Raw genomic sequence first — 16,046 nt, 5'->3', positions numbered from 1 at the left:
CTTTACTGCAATGGATACAGTAAAAATTATAGAATGTCCACGTGATGCGATGCAGGGAATCAAGGACATGATTCCTACAGCCACTAAGGTTCAATACCTGCAATCGCTGTTACGATGCGGCTTTGATACCATAGATTTTGGCAGTTTTGTGTCGCCTAAGGCGATTCCTCAAATGGTCGACACCGCTGAGGTTTTAGCACAGCTGGACCTATCAAAAACCGATTCAAAACTTCTTGCCATCGTTGCAAATTTACGTGGTGCACAAGATGCTTGTGAGCATCCAGAGATTGACTATTTAGGGTATCCATTTTCTATATCTGAGAATTTCCAGATGCGTAATACGCACAAGACCATTGCTCAGTCCGTAGAATTATTGCAGGAAATTTTAGATCTCGCTTTCGCGAAAGCGAAAAAAGTGGTCGTCTATATATCAATGGGATTCGGTAATCCTTACGGTGATCCCTGGAATGTAGAAATAGTAGGCGAGTGGACCGAAAAATTAAGCGCCATGGGCGTTGAGATCTTGTCGTTATCAGATACCGTAGGAACCTCAGATCCAGAATCCATAGACTACCTGTTTTCAAATTTGATTCCTAAATATCCGAAGATCGAATTTGGTGCGCATTTACACACAACGCCCAACAAGTGGCATGAGAAAATAGATGCCGCCTACAAAGCAGGTTGCCGCAGATTTGACGGCGCGATACAAGGGTTTGGTGGTTGTCCTATGGCTAAAGATGAACTCACCGGCAATATGCCCACCGAAAAAATGGTAAGCTATTTCAATGCGGCAAAAGCCAACTGCAACGTCAACGCCATGCCTTTTGAGAGCAGTTATAATGAAGCGACCAAGATTTTTAGGCAGTATCACTAAGAACGAATGTTGAACTCGCAATTTTTAGATTAAAAGCGTACAAACGTTTTGGTAAAAAGGGTTTAGGTGCAGATGTCAAAATACTTTTGTAGATTGATTTTTTAAATAACTACTGATGAAACGCAAACTGTTTTGTATTCTTTCCATATATGTTTACTTGATACCTTTACTATTGATGGTGATAAGTATCTGGAACAAACCAATAATTAATACTGAGATTTTAAACCATTTGAAATGGATACCACTTTCACTATTTGTCCTTCTATTATTTCACTCGATTAGTTTGCATCGTCGTACGCTGCAAGATTCCCATAGGAATTTCCATAATCCAATCTCTCATACTCTTTTTCTGATTTTGTTTTCAATCTCTGGACTTGGAGGACTTGTAGGTGGTTTTATGTCGTTGACTGGGAATATTCAATTGGACACCTTTGGATCTCTTTTTGTTGGAATCACATGCTTTTATTACGCCTTCGTCTTTATTTATTCCATGTTTCTTTTTCCTTATAAGAAATCAACTAATACAATTTCTGCACAACCGATTCTTGATTAGAGACAATCGGTAAAAAGTCCTTGCAAAGTTATCGCCTAGTAAAGTCTTTACCTGAACCGGCGCTATAATGCTAGGTTGAAAACTAGGGTTTTCAGTCAAGCACAACCTGCGATGGCTTCATAGCATTACTCATATTTCTAAAGTATAAAAACATAAAATTTTTTAATTCCTGTTTCGAGCGATAGTCGAGAAAAGGAATATGCAAAATCACTCACTGTTAAACCACTTGCACATCAAACTAACAAGTGTTAGTTTCGTAGGGAATTAACGACTTAATAAGAGTGAATAAGTTCCACGACATACGATTATCAGAGGTGTACAAAGAAACAGGGGACACTGCAGTTCTCACTTTTGATGTGCCAGAAGAGCTACGATCTGACTTTGATTACCGTCAAGGACAATTTTTGACCTTGAGAGCGACGATCAACGGCGAGGACGTGAGGCGCAGTTATTCGTTGTGCAGCAGTCCGCTAGATCAGGAATGGAAAGTGGCTGTCAAAGAAATCTTTGAAGGCAAGTTTTCTACTTATGTCAACCGTGAGCTTAAAACAGGAGATACATTACAAGTAGCGGCTCCTAGTGGTGATTTTGGGATTGAGTGTGTAGATGAAACGGTGACCAAAAATTATGTCGCGTTTGCTGCTGGTAGTGGGATTACACCTATGCTCAGCATTATAAAAACGCATTTAAAGAGCGAGCCAAATGCCAAATTCAAGTTATTCTACTTGAACCGCACGGCAAAATCCATTATCTTCAAAGAAGAGATAGAAGCACTGAAAAACAAATACTTAAGCAGGTTTGAAGTCTTTTATTTCCTAAGTAGGGAACATCGCGACATTCCTCTGTTCAACGGGAGATTTGACAAAGAGAAATTGCAACAGTTGACTCAAACGTTAATCAACGCACCGCACACAGATGATGCATTTATCTGCGGTCCAGAAGAAATGATTTTCTTGATTAGAGATGAGTTGGTCGCTGCAGGAATGAAAAAGGAAAACATTCATTTTGAGTTGTTTGTGAGTGGCTTAAGTGATGCCGACAAGACACGAGCAGCTGCGGCTCTCGAGAAAAAAGTACAAGGTGTAGACGTCACTATCATTGATGGTAGCAAGGAGTTTCACTTTGTGCTTGCAGATGAGTTTGATAACGTCCTCGATGGTGCCATAGCGGCAGGAGCAGATTTGCCATATGCTTGTAAGGGTGGCGTTTGTAGCACTTGCAAATGCAAGGTTGAGGAAGGTAGTGTAGAGATGAAAGTCAACTATGCCTTGACTGATGAAGAAGTAGCTAAAGGTTATGTTTTAAGCTGCGTGAGCGTTCCTACCAGCAAAAAATTAGTAGTGAATTATGATGTGTAGTTGCAATTTCCGCGTAGGCGGAAATCTGTTAGAACGAAGCACGGTGTTTAAGATTTGTTCGCTTTCGCGAAAGCGGAATAACTGATAAACATCTAAACAGAAATAAATGTCAGCCTGAGCTTGTCGAAGGCGAATTAATAAAGGACCGTAGGTGTCGAATCCAAGAGATTCCTGCCTGCGCAGAAATTAAAAAATAGAAACCATGAGCGAAGCAGAAATCAAGAGTTTAGAAGAGCAATTTGATGCAAAAATTGCCCGTGACGAGAAAATCGAGCCCAAAGACTGGATGCCAGAGAAGTATCGTAAAACACACATACGCCAGATTTCCCAGCATGCGCATTCTGAAATTGTCGGGATGTTGCCAGAAGGAAACTGGATTACTCGTGCGCCTTCCTTACGACGTAAGGTCGCTTTGCTGGCTAAGGTTCAAGATGAGGCAGGACATGGTTTATACTTGTATAGTGCTTGTGAAACTTTAGGAATCACACGTGAGCAGATGTATGAAGATTTGCATTCTGGCAAGGCAAAATATTCTTCAATATTTAATTATCCAACGATCACATGGGCAGATATGGGCGCGATAGGCTGGTTGGTCGATGGTGCAGCGATTATCAATCAAGTACCGCTATGTAATACATCCTTTGGCCCATATGCTCGTGCCATGGTGCGTGTTTGTAAGGAAGAAAGTTTTCACCAGCGTCAAGGTTATGAAATCATGTTATCACTTTGTAATGGAAGTGAGGAACAAAAAGCAATGGCACAAGATGCATTGAATCGCTGGTGGTGGCCATCATTGATGATGTTAGGCCCAACTGATGCAGAAAGTACGCATACAGAACAGTCCATGAAATGGAAATTGAAGCGTAAAACGAATGACGAATTGCGCCAGCAGTTTATTGATCAAACGGTACCGCAGGCAGACATTTTAGGTTTGACGATTCCAGATCCAGATTTGAAGTGGAATGAAGAAACAGGACACTACGATTTTGGCGAGATCAATTGGGATGAGTTTTGGCAAGTGGTAAAAGGCCATGGACCTATGAATAAATCTAGGCTTGATGCACGCAGAAACGCTTGGGAAAATGGTGCTTGGGTACGTGAAGCTGCAACCGCGTATGCAGACAAGCAACGCGCTAGAAAGGAAGAAGCTGCGCAAGCCGTATAATTAATAAGGCGAGCCGTCGTAAGGCGGCTTTGCTAATTTATCACACCTAGTTATATGAGTAATTCAAGTAAAAGAGAAATCCCGCTTTGGGAAGTATTTATAAGATCCAAAAACGGTCTAGAGCACCGTCATTGCGGTAGCCTTCACGCCGAGGATGCAGAAATGGCGTTAAATAATGCACGCGATGTTTACACAAGACGTAATGAAGGCGTGAGCATTTGGGTGGTTGAATCTACCAACATCACCGCAAGTAGTCCTGATGATAGTGGTTCATTATTTGAGCCAGCAAACGATAAGGTGTATAGACACCCTACGTTTTATGAGTTGCCAGATGAATTAAAGCATATGTAAGTTTTAAAGATCAAGCTTAAACCTAAGATCAAGTTTAAGAAATGGACGATAAGAAATACGATTTAGAGGATAGACTAATCAAGTTTGCAGTAGACGTTATAAAGATTTCTCGAAGGGCAGATTGGAATGATTATGCATCAAGATACTATCAGGAACAAATCATCCGATCATCTGGATCTGTAGCTTTAAATTTTGGAGAATTTTTAGGCGCCAGCAGTCAGAAGGATAAGTTGAACAAACTGAATATCGCGCACAAAGAAATAAAGGAATGCAGGAACAACCTTCTTATACAACTTGGGGCAGAGTTAAACATTCAATCAGAATTAGAATCACTATCTCAAGAATCGCTAGAAATAATCAAAATTTTACGGTCAATTATAAAATCTAAATCGTGAACCAAGTTAAAGATTTTTAAACTTAGTCTTAAACTTCAATTTAAACTTCTCACATGCAGCCTATAAAAGAACTCAACCCACAATTCCTAGAATCAAAAGAAAACAAAAAGCACTTAATGGATTACTTGTTGGGCGTTGCAGATAATTATTTGATCCTAGGGCAACGTCTTGGTGAATTATGCGGTCACGGCCCCAATCTGGAACCAGACATCGCGATCACGAATATATCATTGGATCTACTAGGTCAAGTGCGCAGTTATTATCAATACATCGCGCAATTAAAAGGTGATAAAACCACTGAAGATGATATTGCTTTTCTCAGAACAGAACGCGAGTACAAGAATGTATTGCTGGTAGAGCAACCCAATACAGATTTCGCTTATGTGATTGTCCGCCAGTATTTCTTTGATGTGTACAACAGATTGTTCTTAAATGCTTTACAGCAAAGTGCCGATGAGACCCTAAGAGCATTAGCATTCAAGGGCATCAAGGAAGCAAGCTATCACGAACGCTTTTCTGGTGACTGGTTAAAGCGACTAGGTGATGGTACCGAAGAAAGCAAGGCCAAAACTCAAGAAGCAGTCAACAATCTATGGATCTTCACAGATGAACTGTTCCACAAAATGGAGGCCGATACTGCCATGGTTGAAGCTGGCGTAGCACCAGACATGCTCCAACTCAAGGAATATTATTACGAGAAATTAGAAGAACAATTGACCGTAGCCACCCTTGAAATTCCAGAGGTAGAGTATTTCCAGAAAGGCGGTAAACAAGGCATTCACAGCGAGCATATGGGTTATTTATTGAGTGAGATGCAATACATGCAGCGCACATATCCTAATTCGCGCTGGTAATTTTAATGTTTGTTCGAGCGTAGTCGAGAACTTTTTAAGAATGTCAAATCCATAATTTAAATGATCCAGAACTTCAACATAACTCCAGAACTTCTAGAAATTCTTGAATCCGTTAAGGATCCAGAGATTCCGGTTTTGAATGTGGTGGATCTAGGTGTGATTAGAGATGTAGAGGTTAGTGGCAAGGAAATCACGATAAAGTTAACGCCTACCTACAGCGGTTGCCCGGCGATGGATGTGATAGGTGATGATCTGGAACGCGCTTTCGCAAAAGCGGGCTACAACACAACCATACAGCTCATTATGAGTCCGCCGTGGACGACAGACTGGATCACAGATCGTGGTCGCAAGGCTCTAGAAAAGTACGGTATCGCTGCACCGTTAGATGAAACAGCTGATAAAGATGTACTTCTCAATGAGAAGAAACTAGTTAAATGTACCAATTGCGGTTCGCAAAACACAAAACTCGTGAGCCAGTTCGGTTCCACGGCGTGCAAGGCTATGTTCCAGTGCGAGGATTGCCATGAGCCTTTTGATTATTTCAAATGTTTGAAATAATGATTGATTTGACATGTTTTCGCTTTCGCGAAAGCGAAATTTTCAAAATATTTCCAATAAACTATTAATTGAAGCTGTACCACCAACGGCTTGACAACAACAAAAAATGTCAGACTCCATACAACTAGAAATCAACGACGGCATTGCCGAAATAACATTCAATCGCCCACAGGTATTCAACTCCTTCAATAAAGAGATGGCATTTTCCCTACAGCATGCGCTGGATCGCTGTGCTCAAGATGACGTGAGAGCCGTCATGATTACGGGTAATGGCAAGGCATTTTGTGCAGGTCAAGACATTCAAGAAATTACAGATCCAGAATTGAATCCAGGTTTTGAAGCCATTCTCGATGATCATTACAATCCGATAGTGGTTAAAATTCGCAATTTGGAAAAACCAGTGGTTGCAGCGGTGAATGGTGTGGCCGCTGGTGCTGGAGCAAATCTGGCCTTGTGTTGTGACATCGTGATCGCCACAGAAAGTGCCGCTTTCATTCAGGCATTTTCAAAAATTGGTTTGATTCCAGACAGCGCTGGCACCTTCTTTTTGCCACGTTTGATTGGTTTTGGCAAGGCGAGCGCCGCCATGATGCTGGCAGATAAAATCACTGCAAGCGAGGCAGATCAATTGGGAATGATCTACAAAGTGGTCAAGGATGAAGAATTTCTCGCTTTCGCGAAAGCGACCACACAAAAACTTGCGCAACTACCCACAAAAGCACTGGCAAATACTAAAAAGGCGCTCAACGAATCCATGACGAATAACCTGAAGCAGCAACTAGCCCTAGAATCCAAACTACAAATAGAAAGCGCCAACACCGCAGACTATCAAGAAGGCGTCGCGGCTTTTATGGAAAAAAGAAAGCCGAATTTTCAGGGAAACTAAAGATATCAGATTGCAGATTTTTGATATATGATTTTTGATTTGATATGAATGCACAGATTTTAGAGGATAGATTGATTGAATTTGCGGCCAACATTATCGTTGCTGGTCAACATCTTGATAAGAGTTTTGCTGCAGAACATTTGTCAAAACAATTGATTCGATCTGCAACATCGGTTGCTTTGAACTATGGTGAGGCGCGTGCTGGTGAATCGACTAAGGATTATTTACATAAAATGAAAATTTGCTTAAAAGAACTAAGAGAGAGTTATGTAAATCTAAAAATCCAGAAACAGTCAAAGACCATGACAAATCAAGATCTTATTGACAATCTACTGGATGAAAATAATCAGCTCATATCAATTTTTGTCGTGAGTATAAAAAACACAAAAGCAAACTGATGTCAGAAAATCAAAAATCAAAAATCAAAAATCAAGATTCTAATATCTATAATGTCGGTATCATAGGCGCAGGAACTATGGGCAGCGGTATCGCGCAAGTGGCAGCGACAGCTGGTTGTCAAGTAAAGATTTTTGACTTGAACGCAGACCAGTTAGAAAATGCAGCATCTGCCTTGGAAAACATCCTTAGCCGACTGGTGCAGAAATCCAGAATTGATGAGGCCGAAAAAAGTCGGATTCAAGGTAATATACAATATGTCAATACCCTAGAAGATTTATCAGATAGTGATTTAACGATTGAAGCCATCGTTGAAAACCTTGAGGTAAAAAAGAAGGTTTTTGCACAGTTGGAAAGTTTAGTTTCTGAAGATTGTATTATTGCTTCCAACACTTCAAGTTTGAGCATTACCAGCATTGCAGCTTCACTTGAAAAACCAGAACGCTGCATCGGGATTCATTTCTTTAATCCAGCGCCGTTGATGAAATTGGTAGAAATTATCCCAGCGGTACAAACGGAAGACCACATCACAGAAACTTGTGTAAATACGATCAAAAATTGGGGAAAGACTATGGCAGTAGCAAAGGACACGCCTGGATTTATCGTTAATCGTGTTGCCAGACCGTTTTATAGTGAAGCTTTGAGAATGTATGAAGAAGGCATGGCAGATATCCCAACCTTGGACAAGGTGGTGAGACAAATGGGTTTCCGTATGGGGCCATTTGAATTGATGGACTTTATAGGTCACGATGTAAATTATGTGGTGACCGAATCGGTTTTTGCAGCCTTCTATTTTGATCCGCGTTATAAGCCTTCATTGACTCAAAAAAGATTGGTAGAAGCTGGATGGCTGGGAAAAAAATCTGGTAGAGGTTTTTACAAGTTCGAAAACGGAAACAAAATCGAGCCAGAACACGATCCAGAAATGCTGACTGGCGCTGACGTAAAAGCTATCCAAGACCGATTGCTGGTCATGCTCATCAATGAAGCTGCCGATGCGTTGTACCTGCAAATCGCAACCGCTGAAGATCTAGATAACGGCATGACTAAAGGAGTCAACTATCCCAAAGGATTGCTCGCTTGGGCGGATGAGAAAGGACTGGACTGGTGTGTAAATCAGTTAGATGCTTTGTATGATTTCTACAGGGAAGATCGCTATCGTTGCTCTCCATTATTACGCAGCAAAGCCAGCAAAAAAGAAACCTTTTTTCCAGCATGATAGAAGGTAAAAAAATTCCTGCCAAAATGCTTTCTCTAGACCCATTTTCTACCTGGTTGGGAATCGAGATCGTGAGCGTTGAGGTAGGCCGAGTGAAGTTAGGAATGACCATCAGGCCAGAAATGCTGAATAGTATGGGCAAGGCGCATGGCGGCATCACTTATTCGCTGGCAGATACGGCTTTTGGTTTTACTTCAAACACACACGGCAAAAAAGCGGTTTCCATCGAGACCAGCATCAACCATATAGAGGCGCTTGAAGCAGGCGATCACATCACAGCAGAGTGCACGCTGGATAAAACAAAAACCAAAGTAGGTTTCAACATTGTTGAGATCAAAAAAGACGATGAGCTCGTGGCACTTTTTAAAGGCGTAGTTTATAGAACCAGTAAAGACTGGGAATAAGCTCGCTTTCGCGAAAGCGTAGTAGGGATGAGGCTGTTGGTATTAGGGATTAGTATATTTGGTACATGAATAGTGCATATAGTTTTAAGTTTGAGGATCTGCTAGTCTATCAAAAGGCAATGGACTTTGCCGAACTGGTTGATGAATTGACCAAAACTTTTCCAAAGCATGAGTTATACGCTTTAAGTTCCCAATATCGTAGAGCATCAGACTCCATAGGACTTAATATTGCCGAAGGGTATCCCGGCAGTGACGCTCAATTCTGTAAGCATATCAATATTGCCATATTTTCTGCAAATGAATGTGTTGCAGCCTCAACAAAAGCACTGCGACGTGACTACATCACTTTTGATCAAAATGAAGAAGTACGCCGTCGATTAGTTGAAATAACCAAAATGCTTTCCAGTTTGAGGAAAAAGATTCTTGAACGTAATTCAGCCAACTAATCCCTAATCCCTAACAACTAATACCACAAATAATGAACACCTACATCATAGACGGCATAAGAACAGCTGTCGGTAATTATAAAGGAACCTTAAGCGCAGTGCGTGCAGACGATCTGGCGGCGCACGTGATCAAAACCATCGTTGAAAAACATCCAGAAATCTCACAAGACGCCTATGCCGATGTGATCATGGGTTGTGCCAATCAAGCTGGTGAGGACAACCGCAACGTGGCGCGTATGGCAGGACTGCTGGCAGGATTGCCGTATTCCGTGCCTGGTGAAACGGTGAATCGTTTGTGTAGTTCTGGTTTAAGTTCCATTGTGCATGCACACCGTGCGATACAGACTGGCGATGGCGATGTATTTATATCTGGTGGTGTAGAAAACATGACTCGTGGACCACTCGTGATCGCAAAGCCTAGCACCGGTTTTGGAACGGATGCTAAGATGTATGATTCGAGTTTTGGCTGGAGGTTTGTTAATCAGAAAATGGCCGATATGTACGGTGTGGACGGTATGGGAAATACCGCTGAAAATCTGGTGGAGAAATTTAATATTTCGCGTGAAGATCAAGATGCTTTTGCAGCATGGTCGCAACAAAAAGCAGCCGCGGCACAAGAGTCTGGTAGATTGGCAAAAGAAATTGTACCTGTCGAGATTCCTCAACGCAAAAAGGAGCCCATAATCTTCAAAGATGATGAATTCATTCGAGCAGGAACGACCAAAGAAATTTTATCAAAATTGCGTCCAGCCTTTAAAAAAGATGGCGGATCAGTCACTGCAGGAAATTCCAGCGGTTTGAACGATGGCGCCGCAGCAACGATCGTTGCCAGTGAAGACGCTGTCAAAAAATATGGACTCAAGCCTATGGCAAGAATTCTAAGCAGCGCCGTAGTAGGCGTGGAGCCTAGAATCATGGGAATAGGTCCTGTTGAGGCCAGTAATCGTGCATTAGAAAAGGCAGGACTTACCATGGCAGATATGGATGTCATTGAGCTCAATGAGGCGTTTGCGTCACAAGCTCTGGCTTGCATAAGAGAATGGGGACTTGAAGACAACGATCCTAGAATCAATCCCAACGGTGGTTCCATAGCTATGGGTCATCCATTGGGAATGACGGGAACGCGTCTTGCTTACACGGCAGCGTTGGAGTTATCGCTTTCGCGAAAGCGATATGCCCTTATCACCATGTGCATAGGTGTAGGTCAAGGATATGCGATGGTGATTGAAAATGTGAGTTAGAGGGCTCTTTTTTTATGGTAGATCCAACACTTTCTCAATGAAGAAACTGCTGGCATTAGCCCGATTGAAAAAAGCAGTGCCCGTAAATTCTGGTGCCACTGCCTTGCATAAGATACTCAGCTCATCACCAGCGCTCAATTCGAGCGTTTGTGTAAATGAGATGGAACCATTAGTGGATCCTGAGTTAGGATCCATTTCTGAACTACGAAAGTATGGACCTAGACCAGTATCATTAACCTGTAATCTGGCTTCGACTTGTGCTTGATTTATACTTGAGGCCATGGAAAGATTCACGGTAATCTGGTATCTACCATTTTCGGTAATTCTAAGATTTTTATTGTCCAATCTGATGTACAAATTAGGACCATCATTAAAAATAGGTTCTGCTGCTACATCACCAAAAATAGATGCTTTGACACCAGTTGGATCGTTCAGGTTATTAGATGTGTCTTGATTCTCATTTGCAAATTTTGCCATTGCACCTATAGCGGCATTAAAACGTTGCCATTTAGTAACCGTCCAGTAGTAATAACCAGTTTGTAAATTGACATTGGTATTATAGACAAGAGTTCCCAGTTTGATGCTGGAAGGCAAAGGATCTGTGTCACTTAGGCTTGTCAAGTGAACTTTTGGAAAAAGAACACCTGATTTTTCAGTACCATCTACATCCTCAATATGTAGAATAGTACCTGTTGCTGGTGCACCTGTACCTATTCCAATCTGCGCGTTCCCAAGCATGCAAAAACAAACCGAAAACACTATAGATAGTGAATGGAAGAATCTGTTAAGTAGGTATTTGTCCTTCAATGCTATGAATGATTTATAATAGTTTTTGAATAAATATAGTCGAGGTACCTAGGGATCTTAATCTCACAATTCCAACGTTTTCATTTTTAGAAGGATTGTATCTTAAGGTAATCGTTTGACCGGCGTCGATCTTTACAGATTGTGTAAATGATAAAGATCCGAAATCCACGTCGCCTGGAGTGGCGGTCATATTCATTTCGGTACTGCGATACAAGGGACCTCTGTCCGTACCGTTCACACGTATTCTTATATCAATTTCTGCTCTTGAATTTCTCGGAGGTGTGCCGGTAGTCCCATAGGTTCCAACTAATGATAAAGCCACCGTTACTTGATAAATTCCAGTTTCGTTGACGGTAATTCCTGTGTTGCCAGAAGCTTGATACAAAACTGGATTGTCATTGAATTCTGTATTGCCTACGATCCTCACATTACCAGCACCACTATTCATGTTAGGTCCAGTCACACCAGCAGATGGATTGCTGTATTTTGCCATCTGGCCTATATAAGCGTTAAAGCGAGTCCAAGCCGTTCCATCCCAAAAATAATATCCTTTACCAGTACTGGTATTTGTGTTAAAAACCAATGTGCCTAACTCTGTTCCCAAAGGCAATGGGTCAACGGTAAATAAGTCTGTAATATTTACATCTGGCAAAACAACTCCAGACGATTCTGGTGCAGCGTTCACGTCAAGCAACAGACCAGCCGAAGGCGCTTCAGTACCTATACCAACTTGCGCTATACTCAAATAAGGAATAAACGCTATAAAAAGCGACATCAATAGAACGGATGATTTGTTTGAAATCCAGTTGATCATGATGCTAATTGATCTTTATGATATAGAAGGAACTGGGTCTATCTGAATTGAGCCAAACAATATTATTTCCGCTGTTGTTTGCACGGTAAGAAACTAGACTTAACACATCGCCTTCTTCTAGCTCTAGAATCTCTACAAAACTAACGGCGCCATCATCATCTTCACCAGTTCTATTGTCTTCCATTTCAGAACTATGTTGATCGGCACCAGGATAACTAATGACTCCTAGATTACTTGTTACTTGGATTTTGATTTCGACAAGGTTATCATCGATAGAATCATCATCTTCTTGTGCTTCTAATCCTAGGGTGACAGCGATGCGATACCTGCCTTTGGCATTCACTCTCAAATTTTTTCTGCGTTCTACGGCACTAGCTCCAACCATTTCATACAAATTATTGCTATTCTCAAACTCTGGATTACCGAAAATTGGAATTTTAAAACCAGCACTCACATCTTGGTTTAAATCACCAGCCATATTGTCTGCAACAGGGTTACCATAAAGTTCCTTTTTACCTATAAATGGATCCACGAACTTCCAGGTATGTGCCGGTTCATCCCACCATACGTATCCTAAACCAGTTGTCGTGTTCGTATTAAAAGTGAGGGTTCCATCTTCAATACCTACCGGTAATGGAAATTCTGTGTCAAGGTCTTCAATATTAGATCTTGTTAGGATCACACCTTCCGCACCATTTCCAGTAACCTCAAAAGCTACTCCATCAGAAAATTGACTGGTGTTTACGCCTACCTGACTTCTACCTATAAAAAAGGCTGAAAAAGTTAAAATGTAGGAAAGCAATTTCATGGAAACCAATAGTTTATATTTAAAGATAATTGACAGATCAATGGGTTGATTTAATGACGCGATTTATTTGCAAATTCAGCGGTAAAAAGTGTTGTTAAACGAATGATCGATCCACTTACGCAAATATTAGGCCTATAGTTGTGCCGACAGCAATTTAACAATGTAGGTTTATTCTTGCGTATCGAATAAGCGGCAGTGCATTTATACTAACAACTGTTAGTTACGTTTCATCATTTTCGTATTTTAGCAGAAGGCATGATGGGATTTCGCTTTCGCGAAAGCGAATTTCAAAAACAGACATTTACACACTCAAATTTTATGATCCTAAAAAGTTACATCAACGGTCAATGGCAAGCTGGAAAGCAGGACGGTAACGAGCGCTTCATGTGGGATGCGATCACTGGTGAGCAAATAGGTGCTACTAGTACGGCAAACCTTGATATTGCTGGTGTTTTGCAATATGGTCGCGATCACGGTAAAGTGTTGCGGGACATGACGTTCCAGCAGCGCGGTAACATGATCAAAAAACTGGCGCTGTATCTGGAAAAACACAAAGCTAAATTCTACGAGATCAGTTATCGTACCGGTGCTACTCGCGCCGATTCCTGGGTAGATATAGAAGGTGGTTTTGGGAACCTTTTTGCCAACGCCAGTTTACGTAAGCTTTTCCCAGACCAGAGTTATGCTGTAGAAGGTGATCCTATCGATCTTTCTCGTGGTGGCCGGTTCATGGCACACCACATTCTCGTACCTCGCAAAGGTGTTGCGGTACACATCAACGCCTTTAATTTCCCAGTTTGGGGAATGTTGGAAAAATGTGCGGTCAACTGGATGGCAGGTATGCCAGCAGTAGTCTTGCCTGCACCACAAACCGCTTTCTTGACAGAAGCTGTCGTGCGTGAGATCATCGCTAGCGGTATTCTACCAGAAGGTGCATTACAATTATTGAGCGGTTTGACCACAAGCGTTTTGGACACAGTCAATGCTACAGACGTTGTCACGTTTACGGGTAGTGCAGCCACTGGTAGAAAATTGAAATCACATCCACGATTGCTTGAAGAATCAGTTCCATTTACCATGGAAGCCGACTCTTTGAACTCGTCGGTTTTAGGACCAGATGCCGTTCCAGGAACTGCAGAATTCGACATATTCATCAAGGAAGTGCGTAAGGAAATGACCTCAAAAGCAGGTCAAAAGTGTACCGCAATCCGCAGGATAATGGTGCCAGAAAACCTGATGGAAGATGTGCAAATAGCCTTAGGAAAACAACTTTCCCAAACCGTCATAGGCGATCCTCTATTGCGTGAAACACGCATGGGCGCTATGATCAATAACAATCAGCGTGATACGTTGAAAGAACAAATTCAGAAAATCTCCAAGACTGCAGAAATCGTCTACGGTAACCTGGATGAGGTAGAAATACTGGGTGATCGCGCCCAAAAAGGTGCCTTCATGTCGCCCATTTTGATGCGTGAAGACCAGCCGTTTAAAAACAAGGCCGTTCACGAGGTGGAATGTTTTGGTCCTGTGAGTACTTTGATGCCATACAAGAATCAAGACGAGGCGATTGAGCTGGCACACATGGGTAAAGGCTCGCTGGTGAGCAGTGTGGTTACTGGAGATGACGCTTTCGCGAAAGCGTACACCATCAACGCCGCATCGTCCCATGGGAGAATTTTGACACTCAACAAAGAAAGCGCTCCACAATCTACTGGTCACGGTTCGCCATTGCCACTATTGGTTCATGGTGGTCCAGGACGTGCTGGCGGTGGCGAGGAAATGGGCGGTTTGCGCGGCATCAAGCATTATATGCAACGTTGTGCCGTTCAAGGAAGTCCAACTTCGTTAACTGAAATCACGGGAATCTACCAGCCCAATGGTGATTATAAGGAAGCCGAAAAGCATCCTTTTGCCTACCATTATGAGGATATCAAGCCAGGAATGTCGCTGGAAACCCATAAACGCACCATCACAGATACGGATATCCAGAATTTTGCAAACCTCACTTGGGATCATTTTTATGCGCACACAGATATTACCAGTCTGGAAGGCAGTATTTTCAAGAAACGCACGGCACATGGTTATTTCATCATAAGTGCGGCCGCAGGACTTTTTGTTTATCCTAATAAAGGACCGGTTTCTGCCAACTATGGTTTGGAAGACATTCGGTTTTTGCGACCGTTATACCACAACGACACGATTTATGTGCGTTTGACCTGCAAGGAAAAACGCGAGCGTGACGTTTCTGGTCGCGAGCATCCTAGCGGAATCGTAAAATGGTATGTTGAAGTTTTTGACGCAGAACCAGTCGATTATGAAAACGGTAAAACCGATGAAGAGGCAGAATCACTGGTGGCGATAGCCACCATCCTGACTATGGTAGAAAAGAAACAAGACGTATTCAAGGAGATTACAGAGGAGTATATTAAGTCCGCTTTCGCGAAATTGAACTCAGATACCAAACCTCAATGGGGTTCCATGACTCCTCAACATATGGTGGAGCATCTGGAAATGAGCTACCGCATCGCCAGTGGAGAAAAGCAAGATTTTGACATCGCTACGCCCGATGAGCATTTAGAAAAAGTCGCCGCGACCTTGTGGAATTATGATAAGATGCCTCAAAACCATAAAATGCCGCTCATGAAACAAGACGGTACGTTGGAAGATTTGAAATATGAAAACCTGGAAACTGCCAAGGCAAAAATGCTGGAAGCTCGAAAGGAATATTTGGATTATTTCAAAAAGAACCCAAATGCAACCACCAAAAATGCTGTTTTTGGAGAACTAAGCAAATATGAATGGACCCTGCTAGAGCGCAAACATTTGAATCATCACTTTGAACAATTTAATCTACAAGATTAAATTGTTCAAAGCATCCGCGTAGGCGGATGTCTCTAAGTCCAAACGCACCAAATAA

The 16,046-nt window shown here is 42.0% G+C and carries 17 protein-coding genes; 14 read left to right on the top strand and 3 right to left on the bottom strand.

Annotation, left to right across the window (positions count from 1 at the left end; genetic code table 11):
- Positions 1-10 precede the first annotated feature (10 nt).
- The 13 genes from BST86_RS08255 (at position 11) to BST86_RS08190 (ending at position 10,700) form a co-directional block, all read left to right on the top strand.
- Complete coding sequence (locus BST86_RS08255; RefSeq protein WP_105982854.1) at positions 11-874, top strand: hydroxymethylglutaryl-CoA lyase; 864 nt, start codon at positions 11-13, stop codon at positions 872-874.
- Between the two features lie 834 nt (positions 875-1,708).
- Positions 1,709-2,785 (top strand): 1,2-phenylacetyl-CoA epoxidase subunit PaaE, encoded by a 1,077-nt coding sequence (gene paaE / locus BST86_RS08245; RefSeq protein WP_105982852.1) that lies wholly within the window; start codon positions 1,709-1,711, stop codon positions 2,783-2,785.
- Between the two features lie 202 nt (positions 2,786-2,987).
- Entirely contained in the window at positions 2,988-3,950 is a 963-nt protein-coding gene (paaA, locus tag BST86_RS08240) for a 1,2-phenylacetyl-CoA epoxidase subunit PaaA (protein ID WP_055413390.1), read from the top strand.
- Between the two features lie 54 nt (positions 3,951-4,004).
- A complete protein-coding gene (paaB, locus tag BST86_RS08235; RefSeq protein ID WP_055413389.1) occupies positions 4,005-4,301 on the top strand; it encodes a 1,2-phenylacetyl-CoA epoxidase subunit PaaB in 297 nt (98 codons plus the stop codon).
- Between the two features lie 41 nt (positions 4,302-4,342).
- Positions 4,343-4,696 carry a four helix bundle protein gene (locus tag BST86_RS08230; protein WP_105982851.1) on the top strand — a complete coding sequence of 118 codons (354 nt, stop codon included), beginning with the start codon at positions 4,343-4,345 and terminating at the stop codon, positions 4,694-4,696.
- A gap of 53 nt (positions 4,697-4,749) precedes the next feature.
- Positions 4,750-5,550, top strand: a complete 801-nt coding sequence (gene paaC, locus BST86_RS08225; RefSeq protein ID WP_105982850.1) for a 1,2-phenylacetyl-CoA epoxidase subunit PaaC — start codon at positions 4,750-4,752, stop codon at positions 5,548-5,550.
- 60 nt (positions 5,551-5,610) lie between these two features.
- Positions 5,611-6,108: a 1,2-phenylacetyl-CoA epoxidase subunit PaaD gene (gene paaD, locus BST86_RS08220; RefSeq protein ID WP_105982849.1), complete on the top strand. Its 498-nt coding sequence runs from the start codon at positions 5,611-5,613 to the stop codon at positions 6,106-6,108.
- A 106-nt stretch (positions 6,109-6,214) separates the two neighbouring features.
- On the top strand, positions 6,215-6,994 hold the full coding sequence (locus BST86_RS08215) for an enoyl-CoA hydratase-related protein (RefSeq protein WP_105982848.1): 780 nt from the start codon (positions 6,215-6,217) through the stop codon (positions 6,992-6,994).
- Between the two features lie 44 nt (positions 6,995-7,038).
- Positions 7,039-7,392 carry a four helix bundle protein gene (locus BST86_RS08210; protein ID WP_105982847.1) on the top strand — a complete coding sequence of 118 codons (354 nt, stop codon included), beginning with the start codon at positions 7,039-7,041 and terminating at the stop codon, positions 7,390-7,392.
- Entirely contained in the window at positions 7,392-8,609 is a 1,218-nt protein-coding gene (locus tag BST86_RS08205) for a 3-hydroxyacyl-CoA dehydrogenase NAD-binding domain-containing protein (RefSeq protein ID WP_105982846.1), read from the top strand. Before BST86_RS08210 ends, BST86_RS08205 begins: the two co-directional genes overlap by 1 nt.
- Positions 8,606-9,013 (top strand): PaaI family thioesterase, encoded by a 408-nt coding sequence (locus BST86_RS08200; RefSeq protein WP_172443335.1) that lies wholly within the window; start codon positions 8,606-8,608, stop codon positions 9,011-9,013. Before BST86_RS08205 ends, BST86_RS08200 begins: the two co-directional genes overlap by 4 nt.
- Before the next feature lie 65 nt (positions 9,014-9,078).
- Complete coding sequence (locus BST86_RS08195; protein ID WP_105982845.1) at positions 9,079-9,459, top strand: four helix bundle protein; 381 nt, start codon at positions 9,079-9,081, stop codon at positions 9,457-9,459.
- A 32-nt stretch (positions 9,460-9,491) separates the two neighbouring features.
- The gene (locus BST86_RS08190; protein WP_105982844.1) at positions 9,492-10,700 is read left to right on the top strand and encodes an acetyl-CoA C-acyltransferase; all 1,209 of its coding nucleotides are present in this window, start codon (positions 9,492-9,494) and stop codon (positions 10,698-10,700) included.
- Positions 10,701-10,712: 12 nt separating this feature from the next.
- Here BST86_RS08190 and BST86_RS08185 read toward each other — a convergent pair whose 3' ends face one another.
- The 3 genes from BST86_RS08185 to BST86_RS08175 all read right to left on the bottom strand — a co-directional run bounded on the left by BST86_RS08185 (position 10,713) and on the right by BST86_RS08175 (position 13,129).
- Positions 10,713-11,438 (bottom strand): hypothetical protein, encoded by a 726-nt coding sequence (locus tag BST86_RS08185; RefSeq protein WP_105982843.1) that lies wholly within the window; start codon positions 11,436-11,438, stop codon positions 10,713-10,715.
- A gap of 82 nt (positions 11,439-11,520) precedes the next feature.
- On the bottom strand, positions 11,521-12,321 hold the full coding sequence (locus BST86_RS08180) for a hypothetical protein (protein ID WP_146126735.1): 801 nt from the start codon (positions 12,319-12,321) through the stop codon (positions 11,521-11,523).
- A 4-nt stretch (positions 12,322-12,325) separates the two neighbouring features.
- Positions 12,326-13,129, bottom strand: coding sequence for a hypothetical protein (locus BST86_RS08175; protein WP_105982841.1), 804 nt, complete (start codon positions 13,127-13,129; stop codon positions 12,326-12,328).
- A gap of 318 nt (positions 13,130-13,447) precedes the next feature.
- Here BST86_RS08175 and paaZ point away from each other — a divergent pair, with 318 nt between their 5' ends.
- Positions 13,448-15,991, top strand: a complete 2,544-nt coding sequence (gene paaZ, locus BST86_RS08170) for a phenylacetic acid degradation bifunctional protein PaaZ (protein ID WP_105983980.1) — start codon at positions 13,448-13,450, stop codon at positions 15,989-15,991.
- The last annotated feature ends 55 nt before the right edge of the window (positions 15,992-16,046 follow it).

The organism is Nonlabens agnitus (assembly GCF_002994045.1).
Lineage (GTDB): Bacteria > Bacteroidota > Bacteroidia > Flavobacteriales > Flavobacteriaceae > Nonlabens > Nonlabens agnitus.
This window is presented reverse-complemented; position numbering and strand designations above follow the sequence as displayed.

Bases quoted from the DNA above. Each gene is read 5' to 3' on its own strand.
- BST86_RS08255 (WP_105982854.1), top strand. From the start codon at position 11: ATGGATACAGTAAAAATTATAGAATGTCCACGTGATGCGATGCAGGGA.
- paaA (WP_055413390.1), top strand. From the start codon at position 2,988: ATGAGCGAAGCAGAAATCAAGAGTTTAGAAGAGCAATTTGATGCAAAA.
- paaB (WP_055413389.1), top strand. From the start codon at position 4,005: ATGAGTAATTCAAGTAAAAGAGAAATCCCGCTTTGGGAAGTATTTATA.
- BST86_RS08230 (WP_105982851.1), top strand. From the start codon at position 4,343: ATGGACGATAAGAAATACGATTTAGAGGATAGACTAATCAAGTTTGCA.
- paaC (WP_105982850.1), top strand. From the start codon at position 4,750: ATGCAGCCTATAAAAGAACTCAACCCACAATTCCTAGAATCAAAAGAA.
- paaD (WP_105982849.1), top strand. From the start codon at position 5,611: ATGATCCAGAACTTCAACATAACTCCAGAACTTCTAGAAATTCTTGAA.
- BST86_RS08215 (WP_105982848.1), top strand. From the start codon at position 6,215: ATGTCAGACTCCATACAACTAGAAATCAACGACGGCATTGCCGAAATA.
- BST86_RS08210 (WP_105982847.1), top strand. From the start codon at position 7,039: ATGAATGCACAGATTTTAGAGGATAGATTGATTGAATTTGCGGCCAAC.
- BST86_RS08205 (WP_105982846.1), top strand. From the start codon at position 7,392: ATGTCAGAAAATCAAAAATCAAAAATCAAAAATCAAGATTCTAATATC.
- BST86_RS08200 (WP_172443335.1), top strand. From the start codon at position 8,606: ATGATAGAAGGTAAAAAAATTCCTGCCAAAATGCTTTCTCTAGACCCA.
- BST86_RS08195 (WP_105982845.1), top strand. From the start codon at position 9,079: ATGAATAGTGCATATAGTTTTAAGTTTGAGGATCTGCTAGTCTATCAA.
- BST86_RS08190 (WP_105982844.1), top strand. From the start codon at position 9,492: ATGAACACCTACATCATAGACGGCATAAGAACAGCTGTCGGTAATTAT.
- BST86_RS08185 (WP_105982843.1), bottom strand. From the start codon at position 11,438: ATGCTTGGGAACGCGCAGATTGGAATAGGTACAGGTGCACCAGCAACA.
- BST86_RS08180 (WP_146126735.1), bottom strand. From the start codon at position 12,321: ATGATCAACTGGATTTCAAACAAATCATCCGTTCTATTGATGTCGCTT.
- BST86_RS08175 (WP_105982841.1), bottom strand. From the start codon at position 13,129: ATGAAATTGCTTTCCTACATTTTAACTTTTTCAGCCTTTTTTATAGGT.
- paaZ (WP_105983980.1), top strand. From the start codon at position 13,448: ATGATCCTAAAAAGTTACATCAACGGTCAATGGCAAGCTGGAAAGCAG.